We start from the raw sequence: 16,440 nt of genomic DNA on the forward strand, positions 1-16,440 counted from the left end.
TTATTCCTCGGTCCGGATTAAGATCATCTCGCCGATCAGCGCGAAGAGGATGAATGGTCCCCAAGCGGCGAGAAACGGCGTGTAGGCGCCCAGATCGCCCATCGCGAGCGCGAAATTGTCGGCGACGAAATAGGCGAAGCCGAGCGCCATGCCGAGGATCGCGCGCACGAACAGCTTGCCCGAACGCGCGAGACCGAATGCCGCGACCGCGCCGAGCAGCGGCATCAATATCGCCGACAGCGGCCCCGAAATCTTGTGCCACAGCACGCCCTTCAACGCATCGACCGGACGCCCGGCGGCTTCGAGATCGGCGATCGCCGACTGGAGCTGGAGGAAGGGCAGTTCGTCGCCATCGACCTGCGCGAGGGTGAACTGGTCGGGCCGCACCCCCTTCGCCGCGACGATGTTGCCGAGCGGTTCGAGCGTTCCCGAGCGGCGCAGGAAGCGCTTCGCATTGGTAAGTTCCCAGCCGCCGGCGACCGCGCGCGCGCTGTCGGCCGACAGGATCGACGACAGGACGCCCTGGGTGCGTTCGTAGATCGCGACCTTGCCGAGCACCACCGCGCCGCCGCCCGTCTGCACCGTCTGGGCATTGATCAGATCGTCGCCGGCGCGCACCCAGATGTTGCTGCGCAGCCCGTTGTCCTTTGGAACCTGCGCATATTGCACCTTCTGCCAGGCGCTGAGCGCGGCGTTTGACCGCGTCACGATCCGCTCGTTGAAGACAAAGCTGATCCCGGCGACGAGCAACGCCGCGAGGAACAGCGGCGCCAGCACCTGATGCGCCGACATGCCCGACGCCTTCATCGCGATCACCTCGCTGTTCTGGTTGAGCGTGATCAGGGTCAGGATCGTGCCGAGAAGCACCGAAAACGGCAGGAAGGTCTCGATAATCTGCGGCAGGCGCAAGCCCACATAGCGCCACACATCGCTGTCGCTGTTGCCGGCGACCGCCAATATCTTGCCGCTCTCGCCCAGCAGGTCGAGCGTTTGCAGGATCAGCACGAGCGCGAACAGGATCGCGAAGCTGCGGATGAGGAACAGGCGCCCGACATAGAATGCCATCGTACGCGAGGGGAAGAAATGAAGCTGGTGCATCAGGCGATCTTGGGCTTGCGCTGGAACATGGTGAGGAAGCCGCGGATTTTCTGGCCAGCCTTGGCCGCGACGCGTTCGAGCGCGCCGATTGGCTGGCCGCCGGGAACGTGGGCGACAGTATAATACATCCACACCGCGAGCGCCGCGAACAGGAGGAAGGGCACCCAGAGCGCGAGGATCGGGTCGACGGTGCCGCGCGCGCCCAGATCCTCGGCATATTGGTTGATCTTGTGCTGGGTGACGAGGAGGACGATCGACAGGAAGACGCCCAGGGACGAGGTCGATCGCTTCGGCGGGATGGCGAGGGCGATCGCGATCAGCGGGATCAGGAACATCGACATCACCTCGACGATGCGGAAGTGGAAATTCGCCCGCAGCTCCAGCCTTGTGGCTGCCGATTCATTCTTGTCCTTGCCCGCGACGAACAGTTCGGGAATCGTCATCTCGCGATCGGCGCCGCCACGGGTGCGGAACGCCTCGATCTTGGGGAGTGGGATCGGCAGGTCGTGGTTGTCGAAACTCAGCACGCGCGGGACCGAGAATTTGGGCGATTCGTGGATCAGCACCCCCTGCGTCAGCCGCAGGATGATCGTGTTCGGATCGTCGGTCGCGAGGAATTGTCCCCGCGACGCGGTCGCCGACACGCTCTGCCCGTCCTTTTGCTCGCCGCGCACGAAGATGCCGCGCAGGCTGCGCCCGTCATTAAAGCTTTCCTCGATCCGCAGCGTCATGCGGTCGCCCAATTTGGTGAATTCGCCGACCTTGATCGAGGCACCGAGCGCACCCGAGCGCAGTTCGAATTGCAAGCCTTCATAGGCGTAGCGCGCCACCGGCTGGATAAAGCCGACGATCGCGAGATTGAGCGCCGCGAGCGCGATGGCGTAAGCGAACGGGACGCGCATCAGGCGCCCGAAACTCATGCCGACGCCCTTCAGCACGTCGAGTTCGCTCGACGTCGCGAGTCGCCGGAAGGCCAGCAGGATGCCGAGCATCAGCCCGATCGGGATGCCGAGCGAGAGATATTCGGGAATCAGATTGGCGAGCATCCGCCACACGACGCTGACCGGCCCGCCTTCGGTGGCGACGAAATCGAACAGCCGCAGCATCTTTTCGAGCACGAGCAGCATCGCCGACAGGACGAGCGTGCCGAGCATGGGAAAGAAGATGAGCCGCGAGATGTAGCGGTCGATGGCAGGTAGCTTATTCAATCTTTCGTCGCCCCATCACCATGATTTGGCCGCAAATGGTTCCGATATGCCGTTTCAAGGGCGACAGGGACCCGTGTCGGCATATGCTTTTTGCGTCGCCGACGTGGCTATAACCTCTGGAGGTATTGAGGTCATGTCGAAAATTTTACCGGCGTCGCTCTGCGTTGCGTTGCTCGCTTTCGCCGTGTCGGCGCAGGCGGAAGGCCGGATCATCTCGAACGACCTGTCGAAATGCAGAAGCGGCCCGTCCACCCTGGTGCAGATCAGCGGCGTCAAGGCGTCGAGCGGCAAGATTCGCGTGCAAAGCTATCGAGGAACGGCGGCGGACTGGCTTGCCAAGGGACGCTGGCTGACCCGGATCGAGGTTCCCGCGCGGGCGGGCTCGATGACCGTTTGCGTGCCGCTGCCCGAAGCGGGCGTTTATGGCATTGCGGTGCGTCACGACGTCAACGGCAACGGCAAGACCGACCTGACGTCGGACGGCGGCGGGATGTCGAACAATCCCAGCATCAACGTCTTCAACCTCGGCAAGCCGAGTTACAAGAAGACGGCTTTTTCGGTTGGAGATGCGCCCAAGACGATCTCCATCTCGATGAAATATATGTAAGCGGGAATGGCCAGCGTCGCGCTCCTTTCCAATCCGCGTTCGACCGGCAACCGGGCCCTGTTGCCGCGCGTTCGCGAATATTGCGCCGCGCATCCCGATATCTTCCACTATGAAGTCGAGGACGTCGACCAGATCGGCGAAGCGATCCGCACCATGGCGATGGTCAGCCCGCGCATCATCGTCATCAACGGCGGCGACGGGACGGTCCAGGGGGCGCTGACCGAACTTTATTCGGGCGGGCATTTCGGTGGCTCGCCGCCGCCGGTCGCAGTGCTTCCCAACGGCAAGACCAACTTGATCGCGCTCGATCTGGGCGCCGAAGGCGATCCGCTCAAAGCACTCGAGCGCGTCATCGAACTTGTCGAGAGCGGCCGGCTCGAGGAGCATGTCGTCGAACGCCAGCTGATCTCGCTCGACAGCGGCGACGACGCCGCGCGGCCGGTGCTCGGCATGTTCCTGGGCGGCGCCTATCTCGCCGACGTCATGCTTTATTGCCGCAACCGCATCTATCCGCTCGGGCTGCCGAACGGCGTGTCGCACTTCCTCGCCGCGGTCCTCGGGCTGTTCGCGATCATCTTCGGGCTCGGCGGCGGGCGCCTGCCGCCCAAGCCCGAGCCGATGACGGTGTCGTTGGTTCGTCAAGGCGAGTTCAAAGGCAAATTCTCGCTGCTGATCGTCACGACCTTGGAAAAATTGCTGCTCAGTATCCGCACCAGCGACGGCGGCGGCACCAACGGCCATATGAAATTGCTCGCGACCGAAAGCAGCGCCGGCGCGATGCTGCGCATGATGAGCGCGACGTGGCGCGGCACGCTGGGGCACCGCCCGCTCGAAGGCGTCCATTTCCAGCAGGGCGACGAGATTCGCATCGAGGGAGAGCGGTCGAACGTGATTCTCGATGGCGAGATTTTCCAGGCGAAGAGCGGCATGCCGATCATTCTCACGTCGACCCAGCCGGTGCCCTTCCTGCGCCTCGCCGCCTGAGCATGACCGACATCAGCGAACTCGTCCGCGCGGAACTATCGATTCCGGTCGATCCCCGCGTCGCCGCGATGGCCAGGGCGCTGGCGGCCGAATATCCGGGCAGTGCGCGCGCGGTGCTTTTCTACGGCAGTTGCCTGCGCGAAACGCAGCTCGACGGGCTGATGCTCGATTTCTACCTGATCGTTTCGGACTATGGCGACGCCTATCCGAAACGCTGGCAGGCCATCGCCAACCGGCTGATCCCGCCCAATGTCTTTCCGTTCCAGCACGACGGGCTGATCGCCAAATATGCGGTGCTGAGCGAAGCCGACTTTCACCGTCTGAACGGTTCCGGGACGCGCAATGTGTCGGTCTGGGCGCGTTTCGCGCAGCCGTCGCGGCTGGCATGGGCGGTCGACGATACCGCGCGGGGCCGCGCCATCGCGGCGGTGTCGCGTGCGGCGCCGGCCTTGCTCGCGGCGGCCGGACCCGTCGCTGGCGAGGATATGCTCGACTGGTGGCGGCGCGCCTTTTCGCTGACCTATTCGGTCGAGCTGCGCGCCGAACGGACGAGCCGGGCGCAGTCGGTCGTCGATGCCGATGCCGAACGCTATGCGCGCTTCAGCGCGCCCGCGATCGCCGCCATTCCCGCCGATGCGCAGGGCGGCGGCTGGGCACGCCGGCGCATCGAGGGCAAGGCGCTCAGCATCGTGCGGCTGGCGAAGGCGAGCCTGACCTATGCGGGCGGCATCGATTATCTCGCGTGGAAGATCAATCGCCACGCGGGCACGAAGATCGAGATCAAGCCGTGGCAGCGGCGCTGGCCGTTGCTCGCGGCGCTGACCCTGGTGCCGCGGTTGATGCGGAGCGGTGCGATTCGCTAACCCTTAGCCGGACGGCTAACTCGCCAGCCGCTGGCCTTCGTCCGCCCGCGCGTCACCGCGGCGGCGGATCGCCTGATCGAGCGCGCTCAGCGTGAAGGGCTTGCGCAGCACGTCATGGTCGCCAAAACTCGCAACCTCGCTGGCGTCGCCGGCATAGCCCGTCACGAACAGCACCGACAGTCCGGGCCAGCGCTGCTTCAATTGCGCCACCATTTCGGGGCCAGTGAGCTCGGGCATCAGCACGTCGGAGAGAATGAGGTCGAAGCCGCCCCCCTCGGCGATCTGCCCTTCGACCAGCGCCTCGGCTTCCAGGGGATTTCCGCACGCGACGGGCTTGTGCCCCAGTTCGGCGACCGCATCGACGGTTGCCGCGAGCACGCGCTGGTCATCCTCGACGACGAGAATGCTGAGCGCGTCGGTGAGGGTCGGCGCTGCGACCTGATCATCTGCGTCGGCCTGAGCCGTGCCCGCCTCGCCGGCGCGGGCGACCGGCAGCAGCATCGCGACGCGGGTTCCTTCGCCCTCGGTCGATGTGATCTGCACCTCGCCCCCCGACTGGCGGCAGAAGGCGAAGACCTGGCTCATACCCAGCCCGGTACCCTGGCCGGCGGGCTTGGTGGTGTAGAAGGGGTCGAACACGCGTTCGAGCACCTCGGGGGACATGCCGCAGCCCGAGTCGATGACCTGCACCGCCAGCGCCGCAGTGTCCTCCTCCTCGTCGCGTAGCGTCCGGATCGTCAGCGATCCATGGCCGTCCATCGCATCGCGCGCGTTGACCGCGAGATTGAGCAGCGCATTCTCGAACTGGCGCCGGTCGAGCCGGCACGCGAGGTCGGCCGCCTCGAGGTCGAGGGTCAGCGCAATGCGGTCGCCGATCGTGCGCTCGATCAGCTCGGCGAAGGCGGCGATGCAGTCGTCGACCATAGTGATTTCCGGCCGCGCCGGTTCGGACCGCGCAAAGGTGAGCAGCCGCCGCGTCAGGTCGGCGGCGCGATTGGCGCCGTCGAGCGCGTTGGCAAGGTGGCGTTGCGCCTTGTCGGGCGCGTCGGACAGCCAGCGCTGCGACAATTCGATGCCGCCGACGACAACCGCGAGCATGTTGTTGAAATCATGCGCGATACCGCCGGTGAGCTGGCCGACGGCTTCCATCTTCTGCGCTTGGCGCAGCTGTTCCTCGGCGGCCGCCCGCTCGCCCATTTCGGTGCGTAGCGCCACGTTCGCCTGTTCGAGCTCGGCGGTGCGTGCGTCGACCGCGGCTTCGAGCTGCATCGCCCGGTCGCTTTCGGCAATCTGGTCGCGCCGCGCGGCGCGGCGTTCGGTTTCGGCGCGGATGAGCGAGAAGGTCGCGCCGATCGCGATCACCGCCGCCACCGCCCCGAGCAGCGAAAAGAGCAGCATCGCCTGGCTGAGGCTCGCGCGGTCGGCCGCGGCGACCCGATTGCGTTCGCGCAGCAGGGTGCGTTCGTTGCTGATGATCTGGGTCAGCAGCTTGTCGATCCGGCTGAGCCCCTGTCCCTTGCCGGCGGCATAATATTTGGAGATGGCGGCGACGGTCTGGTTATAGTTCGCGCTGAGCGCCGCGTCGCCGAGCTGCGTGCTGCGGCTGTTCATCTCCTGCGTCAACTGTTCGACCAGCGCCACCTGCTGGGGATTGTCGCGCACATTGCGCTTGAGCTGCGCCAGAAACTGGCGCGCGCGCGCCCATTGATATTCGTAGACGCGGCCGTCTTCCTTCTGCAGCCCGACGGCGAAGCGGCCGAGCGCGGCCTCGGCCCGCGCGAGCGCCGCGTCGACCGACCGTGTTTGCGAGATGACTTCGAGGCTCTGCGTCTGCCAGCCGAGCGAGCGATCGTAATTGTCGTTGGCGCGCGTAAGCAGCAGGACGAGCGCCGCAACGACCCCGACCAATATGGTCGCGACGCCGATCGTCAGCCAGAAGCGCAGGCGCTCCCGGCGGCTTTCGGTCTCGCTATCGAAATCCCGCTCGAACACGCGCCGTCTTTACCGGACAAGCGCCGCCTCGCAAAGCTACGAAGCGGGCGGCGCGCGCGGGCCGCTTCGGTTCATCCCGAAAAGGAATCCGCTGGTCGGCGGAAGCGATCGGTTCAGCCGATGATCCGGGCGCGCTTGCCGGCGCGTTCGAAGCGCGCGAGAATTTCGGTGACCTGTTCGCTCGAATGCTCGGCGCAGAGCGAACAGCGCAGCAGCGTCATGCCCGCAGGGGTCGCCGGCGGACGCGCAAGATTGACGTACAGCCCTTCCTCGAGCAGCGCTTCCCACATCATCGCGCCGCGTTCGAGGTCGGGCATGATGACCGCGATGATTGCCGACTGCGGCTCTTCGGTGCCCAGCGTGAAGCCGAGGTCACGCAGGCCTTTATGCAGTGTCTTGGAATTTTCCCACAGATGCGCGCGCTTGTTCGACCCGTGCATCAGCTTGCGGATACTCGTCGCGGCGGTCGCGACGACGCTCGGCGGCAGCGAGGCGGTGAAGACATAAGGACGGCAGACGAGCCGCAGGATTTCGAATTTCGGATGATTCGACACGCAGAAGCCGCCGACGGTGCCGACGCTCTTGCTGAACGTGCCGATGATGAAATCGACATCGTCGATCACCCCCTGCGCCTCGGCGACGCCGCGGCCATGTTCGCCGATGAAGCCCATCGAATGCGCCTCGTCGACCAGCACCATCGCGCCGTTTTCCTTGGAAACGCGGATCATTTCCTTGAGCGGCGCGATGTCGCCGAGCATCGAATAGACGCCTTCGAGCACGACGAGCTTGCCAGCTTCGGGGGGCAGCCGCTTCAGCCGCTTTTCGAGCGCCTCGACGTCGTTATGGCGGAAAGCGACGATTTCGGCATTGCCCATCGCGCAGCCGTCATAGATCGACGCATGGCTGTCGATGTCGAGGATGACATAGTCGCCCTTGCCGGCGATCGTCGAAATGATGCCGAGGTTCGCCTGATATCCGGTCGAGAATACCATGGCATGGTCCATGGCGTAAAATTCCTTGAGCGCGTCCTCGCATTCCCTGTGGCCCTGATAGGTCCCGTTGAGGACGCGGCTGCCGGTGGTGCCGCTGCCGAACCTGTCGAGCGCCTCCTTGCCCGCGGCGATGACGTCGTCGTCGAACGTCATGCCCATATAATTATAGGTGCCGAGCAGGATCGTCTCGCGCCCGTTGCAGATCGCGACGGTCGGCGAGATCACCTTTTCCATGACCAGGCTGAACGGATCGGTGACCCCGGTGGCGAGCAGATCCTCGCGCTGCTGGATCAGCGGGTCGAATTTGGAGAAAAGGTCGGTCATTTTTTCCATCCCACATCCGTTTGCCCTGAGGAGGGGCTGAGCTTTGGCGAAGACCCTTCTCGAAGGGCCGTTCGAGACGCCATTTCGACAAGCTCAATGGCTCCTCAGGCCGAACGGAAGTTTAAACTAGCCCTGCAGCTTCTCGACCGCGGCGACCAGCTGGCCGACGGTTTCGATCTCGGCCTGCATGTTCATGCTGATGATGATGTCGAACATGTCCTCGACCTCGGCGACGAAATCCATCACCGTCAGGCTGTCCCACTCGAGGTCGCCGGCAAAGGTGGTGGCGTCGGTCAGTTCGACACCCTTCTTGTTGAATGGGCCGATCAGGCCGAAAATCTGGTCGCGAAGGGCGGTGCTCATGCAGGTACGTCCCGTAAAGAAATAAGATTGCGCGCGGGAATGCCGCGCCGCTGTCCGATTGGCAAGCGAATGCGGCGGGAACAGGGCAGCATCTTGCCGGTTACGGCACTTCATGGCATCCCTGTGGCGGGTCGCTGACGGGGTAACAGGGCAGGGGCAGCTTGGCATGGACAGCGCAGAAACAAAGACGTCGCCGGCACCTTCGCCGATTTCCTTTCCGCCGAACGCGGTGCACCTCGTGCGCACCAACCAGCAGATCACGATGCAATTGTCGCAGATGGCGGATCAAAAAGCGTCGATCCTGATGGGGGCGACCTTCGTCGTCTTCACCCTCGCCATCGGGCAGGCGCGCTCGGGCGGCGGGAGTTTGGCGATGCCGCTCGCGATCCTTGCGACCTTTTCCTTCCTGTCGGCGCTGTTCGCGATTTCGGCGGTCCTGCCGCGGGTCGGGAAGGCGCCGCCGGTGGTCTACAAGGACGGCAAGGATCACAGCAACATCCTCTTCTTTGGCCGGTTCGCGCAGATGGACGAGGATGAATTCATCGCGGCGGTGAAGGCGCGGCTGCGCACCGAGGACGACCTGTACGAGACGATGCTGCGCGATACCTATCAGAATGGCGTCGTCCTCGCGCGGCGCAAATATCGCTATCTTGCCTATGCGTACCGGCTGTTTGTGGTCGGGCTGACGCTGACCTTCATTGCATTCGGGGTTGAGATGGCGATCCTGTGGCGGGGGTGAAGACAGGCCGCGGTTGAAAACTTGATTGTCGACGGCTGGTTTCGGCCAGTAGTTATCCCTGCTCTTTTCGTCACCCCGAACTTGATCCGGGGTCCCGCTTGACGTCGAAAACTGCCGGATGTCCCAAAAAGCGGGATCCCGGGTCAAGCCCGGGATGACGAATTAGGGCAGGAAGTGACCGGTTGCCGCGGTATCTAGCGTGTACCCCGGCGAAGGCCGGGGTCCAGGGCGGTACCAGGCAACGTCAGCTTTTGGGCGCCCTGGACCCCGGCCTTCGCCGGGGTACACAGTGAGGAACCAAAAGGTTGCTCCCTACCCCAAAGTCGATACTCCGCACCCGTCGTTGTGGCCTTTTTGCAACCCCCCGCGCCCGAAAGCGGATGCAGTGCCGTACCGCACTTGAACCGCCGCACCCCCGCGCCTATCCGGGCCGGCTATGCTGCAACAAGCCAGCCCTTTGACCGCGGAAACTTCGCAGGGTCTTCGCGCGGAATTCCGCGCGACGCTCGCGCTTGCGGTCCCGCTCGCGGCCGCGAACCTGCTTCAGATGATGGTCCATGCGATCGACGTGATTTTTGTCGCACGGCTTGGCGACGCGGCGCTCGCCGCCTCGTCGCTCGGTGTCGCGATCTTCGGCCTCCTGCTCTGGACCGGCTCGGGCCTGATCGGCGCGTCGGCGCCGCTGATTGCCGCCGAACTCGGGCGCCGCAAGCATGCGGTGCGCGAAGTCCGGCGCACGGTGCGCATGGCGCTGTGGCTCGCGGCGCTGGTGTCGATCCTGTTCATGGGCATTTGCGCCGCGGGCGGGCCGATCATGCTCGCCACCGGGCAGCCGCCCGAAACCTCGGCGCATGCAGCCAGCTTTCTGCTGATCCTGATGTGGGGCTTGTTCCCGATGATCGCAGCGGCGGTGCTGCGTATCTTCGTCTCGGCGCTCGGGCGCGCAACGATCGCGACCGCGATCACCTTCGGCGCGCTGTTCGTCAATGCGCTCGGCAATTGGGTGCTCGTGTTCGGGCATCTCGGCATGCCCGCGCTTGGTCTGCACGGCTCGGCGATCTCGAGCGTGATGACCAGCGTCCTCATGCTCATCGCCTATATCGTCGTCATCCAGACCGACCGGCGGCTGCGGCGCTATCATCTGTTCGGCAATTGGTGGCGCAGCGAATGGACGCGCTTTTTCGACATGCTGCGCATCGGCACCCCGATCAGCCTCACCATTTTGGCTGAGGCGGGGCTGTTCACCGGCGCCGCCTTCCTGATGGGGCGGATCGGCGAGGCCGAGCTTGCCGGGCACACCATCGCGCTGCAGGTCGCGGCGCTTGCCTTCCAGATTCCGTTCGGTGTCGCGCAGGCGGCGACGATCCGCGTCGGGCTGGCCTATGGCGCGCGCGATCATCGCGGCATCGCACATGCGGGGACCGCTTCGCTCGTGCTCGGCATCGGCTTCATGGGGTTCACCGCCTTGTTGATGTGGCTGTTCCCGACGCTCGTGCTGTCAATTTATGTCGACGTCCACGCGGCGCGCAACGCGGCGCTCGTCGGCTTCGCGCTGCAATTCCTTGTCGTCGCTGCCGCTTTCCAGCTCTTCGATGGCGCGCAGGCGGTCGCGGCGGGTGTGTTGCGCGGGCTGCAGGATACACGCATCCCGATGATCATCGCGATCTGCGGTTACTGGATCGCGGGATATGGCACTGCCATCTACCTCGGTTTCTGGACGCCGCTGCAGGGGGTTGGCGTGTGGATCGGGCTTGCCGTCGGGTTGATCGTCGTGTCGGCGGTGCTGCTCGCGCGCTGGCGGATGCGCGGCCGTCTCGGCCTGCTGCCGGCGTAATTTTCCACTGGCGTGGAAAGGCGGCACCGGCCCGCTCCCCCTCCCGGCCTCCCTGACGATAGTAGCCTATGGGAGGCCGGGAGGGGGAGCGGGCCGGTGCCGCCCAATGTTTCAGCTTTGCTGAAACGACATCTGACGCAAAAACTTCGCAAGAATCTTGTAGCGCGGCGCTTGACGCCTATCTGACTCCCACCCATATGGCGGCGTGTTAGCACTCACGCCCTGTGAGTGCTAAACGACATCATTTCCATCTCTGGAGGGATATTCATGCAATTTCGTCCGCTGCACGACCGCGTGCTGGTCCGCCGTATCGAAGCCGAAGAAAAGACGGCTGGCGGCATCATCATCCCCGACACCGCCAAGGAAAAGCCGCAGGAAGGCGAAGTCGTCTCTGTCGGCACCGGCGCCCGCGCCGACGACGGCAAGGTGACTCCGCTCGACGTCAAGGCGGGCGATCGCATCCTGTTCGGCAAATGGTCGGGCACCGAAGTCAAGGTCGACGGCGAAGAGCTGCTGATCATGAAGGAATCGGACATTCTGGGCGTCATCGCCTGAACCGTCTCCGCGTCCCCCATGGACGCGATTTCAGTGTGAAGTTGCGCAGTTTTCTGCGGATTTAAAGGAATAAGCACATGGCTGCTAAAGACGTAAAATTCAGCCGCGACGCGCGTGAGCGTATCCTGCGCGGTGTCGACACCCTCGCCGACGCGGTGAAGGTTACCCTCGGTCCCAAGGGCCGCAACGTCGTGATCGACAAGAGCTTCGGCGCGCCCCGCATCACCAAGGACGGCGTCACCGTCGCCAAGGAAATCGAACTGAAGGACAAGTTCGAGAATATGGGCGCCCAGATGCTGCGCGAAGTCGCATCGAAGGCGAACGACAAGGCCGGCGATGGCACGACCACCGCGACCGTACTCGCCCAGGCGATCGTGCGCGAAGGCATGAAGTCGGTTGCCGCCGGCATGAACCCGATGGACCTGAAGCGTGGCATCGACCTTGCGGTCACCAAGGTCGTCGAAACGATCAAGGGCCAGTCGAAGCCGGTTTCGGGCACGTCTGAAATCGCCCAGGTCGGCATCATTTCGGCCAATGGCGACAAGGAAGTCGGCGAGAAGATCGCTGAAGCCATGGACAAGGTCGGCAAGGAAGGCGTGATCACCGTCGAGGAAGCCAAGGGCCTCGATTTCGAACTCGATGTCGTCGAAGGCATGCAGTTCGACCGTGGCTATCTGTCGCCCTATTTCATCACCAACCCCGAGAAGATGCTCGTCGAGCTCAGCGATCCCTATATCCTGATCTTCGAAAAGAAGCTCTCGAATCTGCAGGCGATGCTGCCGATCCTCGAAGCCGTGGTCCAGTCGGGTCGCCCGCTGCTGATCATCGCCGAGGACATCGAAGGCGAAGCACTCGCAACGCTGGTGGTCAACCGCCTGCGCGGCGGCCTGAAGGTCGCGGCCGTCAAGGCACCGGGCTTCGGCGATCGCCGCAAGGCGATGCTGCAGGACATCGCGATCCTCACCGCCGGTGAAATGATCAGCGAAGATCTGGGCATCAAGCTCGAGTCGGTCACGCTGAACATGCTCGGTCAGGCCAAGCGCGTCACCATCGACAAGGACAACACCACCATCGTCGACGGTGCCGGTGAAGCCGATGCGATCAAGGGCCGCGTCGAACAGATCCGCGCGCAGATCGAAACGACGACCAGCGACTATGACAAGGAAAAGCTGCAGGAACGTCTGGCGAAGCTCGCCGGCGGTGTTGCCGTGATCAAGGTCGGCGGCGCGTCGGAAGTCGAAGTGAAGGAACGCAAGGATCGCGTCGATGACGCGCTGCATGCGACCCGCGCTGCGGTCGAAGAAGGCATCGTCCCCGGCGGCGGTACGGCGCTGCTGTACGCGACCAAGGCGCTCGAAGGCCTGGCCGGCATCAACGAAGACCAGACCCGCGGCATCGACATCATCCGTCGCGCGCTGCAGGCTCCGGTCCGCCAGATCGCCGAAAACGCGGGCTTCGACGGCGGTGTCGTCGCCGGCAAGCTGTTCGACCAGAAGGACACGAGCTTCGGCTTCAACGCCTCGACCGACGTCTATGAAGACCTCGTCAAGGCCGGTGTCATCGACCCGACCAAGGTCGTCCGCATCGCGTTGCAGGATGCCGCCTCGGTTGCCGGTCTCTTGATCACCACCGAAGCCGGCATCGCCGAAACCCCCGACGACAAGCCCGCCATGCCCATGGGCGGCGGCGGCATGGGCGGCATGGGCGGCATGGATTTCTAAGTCCAGACCGTTCGGCGCTCCGTCGACAGAAAGAGGGCCGGGGCAGCGATGCTCCGGCCCTTTTGCTTGGATGGGTTTCCTGTTTTTCGTCACCCCGGACTTGACCCGGAGTCCATTCGGGCAGGCGTGGTCGTGGATGCCGGATCAGGTCCGGCATGACGAAGGAGACATTGCCAGTTCACCTCGCCGCGCATAGCTAAGGCGTTATGAGCCTCTTCCTCACTCTCGCCCTTGTCGCCGCCGATCCGCCCACGCCGCCAGTCGAGCGCTGCGGCTATCGCATCGTCCGGAGCTATCCGCACGATGCGACGAGCTTCACGCAGGGCCTGTTCTGGGACGGCGGACATCTTTACGAAGGCACGGGGCAATATGGCAAATCGCGCGTCGCCCGGCTCGACCTCAAGACCGGCAAGGCGCTGGCCCAGACCAGGCTTCCCGCCGACCAGTTCGGCGAAGGGATCACGCGGTGGAAGGACCAGATCGTCGGCGTGACCTGGCAGGGCGGCGTCGGCCATCGCTGGGCGATCAAGGATCTGAAGCCGCTCGGCAACTTCACCTATGAAGGCGAGGGCTGGGGACTGACGATGGTCGGGAACAGCCTGGTGCTGAGCGACGGCACCCCCGAATTGCGCTTCCTCGACCCCGCGACGATGAAGGAACAGAAGCGGGTCACGGTGCGCTTCGGCGGCCGGCCCATCCCGATGATCAATGAACTGGAGACGATCGAGGGGCAGGTCTGGGCCAATATCTGGATGACCGACTTCATCATCCGCATCGATCCCGCCACCGGCGACGTCGCTTCGCTCATCGACCTGTCGGGGCTCAAGGCCGATGCGGGCGCTGCAGGCGACGACAGCGTGCTCAACGGCATCGCATGGGACGCGAAGCAGAAGCGGCTGTTCGTTACCGGAAAATATTGGCCCAAACTCTACGAGATTGCGCTCGCCGACTGCCACTAGCGCAGGAGCGCTGCCTCCATTCGCGCCGCCGCGGCGTCATAGACGCGCGCCTTCAATCCCGCGGTGACCGCTGCGGGCGCACGGGCGGGGTGGCCGCCGGCGAAGGGCGGGGCGGGGTCATATTCGATTGCGAGCTGAATCGCCTGCGCGACGGCGTCGCCCTGCAGCCGCGCGATCAGCGTCAGCGCAAAATCGAGCCCCGACGTCACGCCGCCGCTGGTGACGATATTCCCATCCTCGACGACGCGGGCCGCCACCGGATCGGCGCCGACGCGCGGCAACAAATGCGTATAGCCCCAGTGCGTCGTTGCCCGCTTGCCCGCCAGCAGCCCGGCGCGGCCCAGCAGGAAAGCGCCCGTGCACACACTCGTCGTCCATTGGGCTCCGGCTGCCTGACGCGCGATGAAATCGATCGTCGCCGCATCGCCGAGTGCGTCGGCGACGCCATGCCCGCCCGGGACACAGAGGATGTCGGCTTGCGGGCAGCTTGCGAAATCATGCGTGGGCAGGATCGAAAAGCCGCAGTCGGTGGCGATCGGGGCAAGCTGTGTGGCGGCACCCGCCAGCCGGGCGCCGGGCATACGGCAGAGCGCCTGCGCGGGCGCGGTGAAGTCGAGCTGGGTGATGCCGGGAAAAAGCAGGAAGACGATCTGGGTCGGCGCGGGTTCGGGAATCGGAAGCTCGGGCATCGGGATGGTCCTTGCACATCGCGGCGGATCACCCAGGCGCGCGGCTCCCCGGCATATGGCCGATCCCGCTCCCCGATGGGATTCCATCATCAGCGCCAGTCGCGGGACGCCCTATCCTACCCTCGCGCCCGAACGAACGAAAGGTGATTATTCGCCGGGACGGGCCTTGCCTGCAGTGTCCTTCTTTGGTGCGGGCGCGGGGATGCTGTCGCGGCTTTCGAGCATCGCGGCGGCATCGTCGAGCGCCTTGGCCTCGCTGACCGTCACGCCGCCGGGGCCAGGTTCATTGTCGGTGCGGCTGCATCCCGCGGTCAGCGCGATCGCGGCCGCGATCGGCATCCACAGCGCGCTACGGGTCCGGGGCATATGTCTCTCCCACGAAAAGGGGCTCCATCCGCATTGAATGGAGCCCCCGGTTTCGGATTGCACGCCGGGGCGTGCAAGACCCGATTATTTCTTGTCGTTGGCTTCGGCCTTCTTCGTTTCGTCGGCGATCTTGTCGCCGGCCTTCGAAGCGGCGTCGCCCGCGGCGTTCACGGTGCCTTCGACGGCGTTGCCGGCATCCTTGGCGGCAGCGGCGGTCGCGTCGGCGGCGTCGGCCGCACCGGCGGCAACCTTGTCGCCGGCTTCGGCAGCGCCTTCGGCGACGGCATCGCCGGCAGCGGCGGCATCATCAGCGACAGCGGCGCCGGCTTCCGACGTTTCCTGCTGGGCCTTTTCCGAGCAAGCGGCGAGGCTGAAGGCTGCAGCGGCCATCGAAGCGATGATGAGTTTGCGCATGAAATTTCCTTTCGAATACCAAAGTGACCGAGAGCGGCCACGGTAAGGAAGAATTAGCTGCGGATGCGAGGCTTGGCAACTATGTCGCGCACCCGTTGTTTCGCCGCCTGCCCAAAAGAAAAGGGGGCGGCCGACAAGGTCGGCAACCCCCTCTTTCTTTGGCCGAGTGGCCCGAAGAAAGCTTACTTCTTGGCTTCTTCGGTCGCAGCCTTGGCGGCGTCGGTCGCTTCCTTGGCGGCGCCGGCAGCTTCGGCGGCCTTGTCGGTCGCGGCAGCGGCATCGCCGGCAGCAGCAGCGTCGCCGGCAGCGCCAGCAGCAGCGGCGGCATCGCCAGCGGCGGCGTTCGCGTCGGCAGCGCCTTCGGCGGCCTGCATCGCGCCATCAGCGGCGCCTTCCACGGTTGCTGCGGCTTCGTCGGTCGTGGCGGGGGCTTCGGCAGCCTTTTCACCGCAAGCGGCGAGGCCCATCGAGGCCGCGAGAACGAGCGACAGAGTGATCGACTTCTTCATTTGGGAATACCCCTCTCGATTGAATGAATCGATCGGCATTTCGGATGCGAACCTTTCGATCCGGCAAACTGCCAATCGCCCAAAGAGCTACAATTTCGGCAAAATGGGCGCAACGGCCTTTTGTCAGGTGGTGCGTGCAAATCGACGGGCTGAGTCGACGCCGGCACCGGAAGCGGCGGGAAATGGGGGCTAGTGAGTGATTGACCGGATATAAAGAAAGCTT

General features: G+C 64.6%; 18 protein-coding genes and 1 riboswitch. Of the genes, 9 read left to right on the forward strand and 9 right to left on the reverse strand.

The features are described from left to right. Both lptG and lptF read right to left on the reverse strand, forming a co-directional pair. Nucleotides 1-1,098, reverse strand: a complete 1,098-nt coding sequence (gene lptG / locus FHR22_RS00205; protein WP_166937743.1) for an LPS export ABC transporter permease LptG — start codon at nucleotides 1,096-1,098, stop codon at nucleotides 1-3. Beyond that, complete coding sequence (gene lptF / locus FHR22_RS00210) at nucleotides 1,098-2,306, reverse strand: LPS export ABC transporter permease LptF (RefSeq protein ID WP_166937745.1); 1,209 nt, start codon at nucleotides 2,304-2,306, stop codon at nucleotides 1,098-1,100. Before lptF ends, lptG begins: the two co-directional genes overlap by 1 nt. Before the next feature lie 133 nt (nucleotides 2,307-2,439). Between lptF and FHR22_RS00215 the strand changes: the two genes are divergently transcribed. From FHR22_RS00215 to FHR22_RS00225, 3 genes are read left to right on the forward strand one after another with little or no spacing between them, the layout of a single operon-like run. Continuing rightward, a complete protein-coding gene (locus FHR22_RS00215) occupies nucleotides 2,440-2,913 on the forward strand; it encodes a DUF2141 domain-containing protein (protein WP_166937747.1) in 474 nt (157 codons plus the stop codon). Between the two features lie 6 nt (nucleotides 2,914-2,919). Then, nucleotides 2,920-3,897 carry a diacylglycerol/lipid kinase family protein gene (locus tag FHR22_RS00220; RefSeq protein WP_166937749.1) on the forward strand — a complete coding sequence of 326 codons (978 nt, stop codon included), beginning with the start codon at nucleotides 2,920-2,922 and terminating at the stop codon, nucleotides 3,895-3,897. 2 nt (nucleotides 3,898-3,899) lie between these two features. Continuing rightward, the gene (locus FHR22_RS00225) at nucleotides 3,900-4,760 is read left to right on the forward strand and encodes a hypothetical protein (RefSeq protein ID WP_166937751.1); all 861 of its coding nucleotides are present in this window, start codon (nucleotides 3,900-3,902) and stop codon (nucleotides 4,758-4,760) included. A gap of 15 nt (nucleotides 4,761-4,775) precedes the next feature. On the opposite strand, the gene FHR22_RS00230 is transcribed toward FHR22_RS00225, so the two are convergent. The 3 genes from FHR22_RS00230 to FHR22_RS00240 form a co-directional block, all read right to left on the reverse strand. Beyond that, the gene (locus FHR22_RS00230) at nucleotides 4,776-6,752 is read right to left on the reverse strand and encodes an ATP-binding protein (protein WP_166937753.1); all 1,977 of its coding nucleotides are present in this window, start codon (nucleotides 6,750-6,752) and stop codon (nucleotides 4,776-4,778) included. Between the two features lie 113 nt (nucleotides 6,753-6,865). After that, complete coding sequence (gene spt / locus FHR22_RS00235) at nucleotides 6,866-8,068, reverse strand: serine palmitoyltransferase (protein WP_166937755.1); 1,203 nt, start codon at nucleotides 8,066-8,068, stop codon at nucleotides 6,866-6,868. A gap of 126 nt (nucleotides 8,069-8,194) precedes the next feature. After that, on the reverse strand, nucleotides 8,195-8,431 hold the full coding sequence (locus FHR22_RS00240; protein ID WP_166937758.1) for an acyl carrier protein: 237 nt from the start codon (nucleotides 8,429-8,431) through the stop codon (nucleotides 8,195-8,197). Nucleotides 8,432-8,597: 166 nt separating this feature from the next. On the opposite strand from FHR22_RS00240, the gene FHR22_RS00245 reads away from it, so the two are divergent. The 5 genes from FHR22_RS00245 to FHR22_RS00265 all read left to right on the forward strand — a co-directional run bounded on the left by FHR22_RS00245 (nucleotide 8,598) and on the right by FHR22_RS00265 (nucleotide 14,239). Beyond that, a complete protein-coding gene (locus FHR22_RS00245; RefSeq protein ID WP_166937760.1) occupies nucleotides 8,598-9,170 on the forward strand; it encodes a Pycsar system effector family protein in 573 nt (190 codons plus the stop codon). A gap of 436 nt (nucleotides 9,171-9,606) precedes the next feature. Then, complete coding sequence (locus FHR22_RS00250; RefSeq protein ID WP_166937762.1) at nucleotides 9,607-11,004, forward strand: MATE family efflux transporter; 1,398 nt, start codon at nucleotides 9,607-9,609, stop codon at nucleotides 11,002-11,004. Nucleotides 11,005-11,271: 267 nt separating this feature from the next. Next, on the forward strand, nucleotides 11,272-11,559 hold the full coding sequence (groES, locus tag FHR22_RS00255) for a co-chaperone GroES (protein ID WP_011540765.1): 288 nt from the start codon (nucleotides 11,272-11,274) through the stop codon (nucleotides 11,557-11,559). Between the two features lie 77 nt (nucleotides 11,560-11,636). Further along, the gene (gene groL, locus FHR22_RS00260) at nucleotides 11,637-13,280 is read left to right on the forward strand and encodes a chaperonin GroEL (RefSeq protein ID WP_166937764.1); all 1,644 of its coding nucleotides are present in this window, start codon (nucleotides 11,637-11,639) and stop codon (nucleotides 13,278-13,280) included. Nucleotides 13,281-13,486: 206 nt separating this feature from the next. Continuing rightward, entirely contained in the window at nucleotides 13,487-14,239 is a 753-nt protein-coding gene (locus FHR22_RS00265; protein ID WP_166937766.1) for a glutaminyl-peptide cyclotransferase, read from the forward strand. On the opposite strand, the gene FHR22_RS00270 is transcribed toward FHR22_RS00265, so the two are convergent. The 4 genes from FHR22_RS00270 to FHR22_RS00285 form a co-directional block, all read right to left on the reverse strand. Then, nucleotides 14,236-14,928, reverse strand: a complete 693-nt coding sequence (locus FHR22_RS00270) for a DJ-1/PfpI family protein (protein ID WP_166937768.1) — start codon at nucleotides 14,926-14,928, stop codon at nucleotides 14,236-14,238. The genes FHR22_RS00265 and FHR22_RS00270 overlap by 4 nt on opposite strands. A gap of 23 nt (nucleotides 14,929-14,951) precedes the next feature. Continuing rightward, nucleotides 14,952-15,041: riboswitch (ZMP/ZTP riboswitch) on the reverse strand. Between the two features lie 34 nt (nucleotides 15,042-15,075). After that, entirely contained in the window at nucleotides 15,076-15,294 is a 219-nt protein-coding gene (locus FHR22_RS00275; protein ID WP_166937673.1) for a hypothetical protein, read from the reverse strand. An 84-nt stretch (nucleotides 15,295-15,378) separates the two neighbouring features. Continuing rightward, nucleotides 15,379-15,708: an entericidin EcnAB gene (locus FHR22_RS00280; protein WP_166937770.1), complete on the reverse strand. Its 330-nt coding sequence runs from the start codon at nucleotides 15,706-15,708 to the stop codon at nucleotides 15,379-15,381. A 182-nt stretch (nucleotides 15,709-15,890) separates the two neighbouring features. Beyond that, nucleotides 15,891-16,217 carry a hypothetical protein gene (locus tag FHR22_RS00285; protein WP_166937772.1) on the reverse strand — a complete coding sequence of 109 codons (327 nt, stop codon included), beginning with the start codon at nucleotides 16,215-16,217 and terminating at the stop codon, nucleotides 15,891-15,893. On the opposite strand from FHR22_RS00285, the gene FHR22_RS00290 reads away from it, so the two are divergent. Next, complete coding sequence (locus FHR22_RS00290) at nucleotides 16,201-16,410, forward strand: hypothetical protein (RefSeq protein ID WP_166937774.1); 210 nt, start codon at nucleotides 16,201-16,203, stop codon at nucleotides 16,408-16,410. The two genes, FHR22_RS00285 and FHR22_RS00290, sit on opposite strands and share 17 nt — an antisense overlap. Nucleotides 16,411-16,440: the final 30 nt, after the last annotated feature.

It is taken from the genome of Sphingopyxis panaciterrae, assembly GCF_011762125.1.
GTDB classification, from domain to species: domain Bacteria; phylum Pseudomonadota; class Alphaproteobacteria; order Sphingomonadales; family Sphingomonadaceae; genus Sphingopyxis; species Sphingopyxis panaciterrae.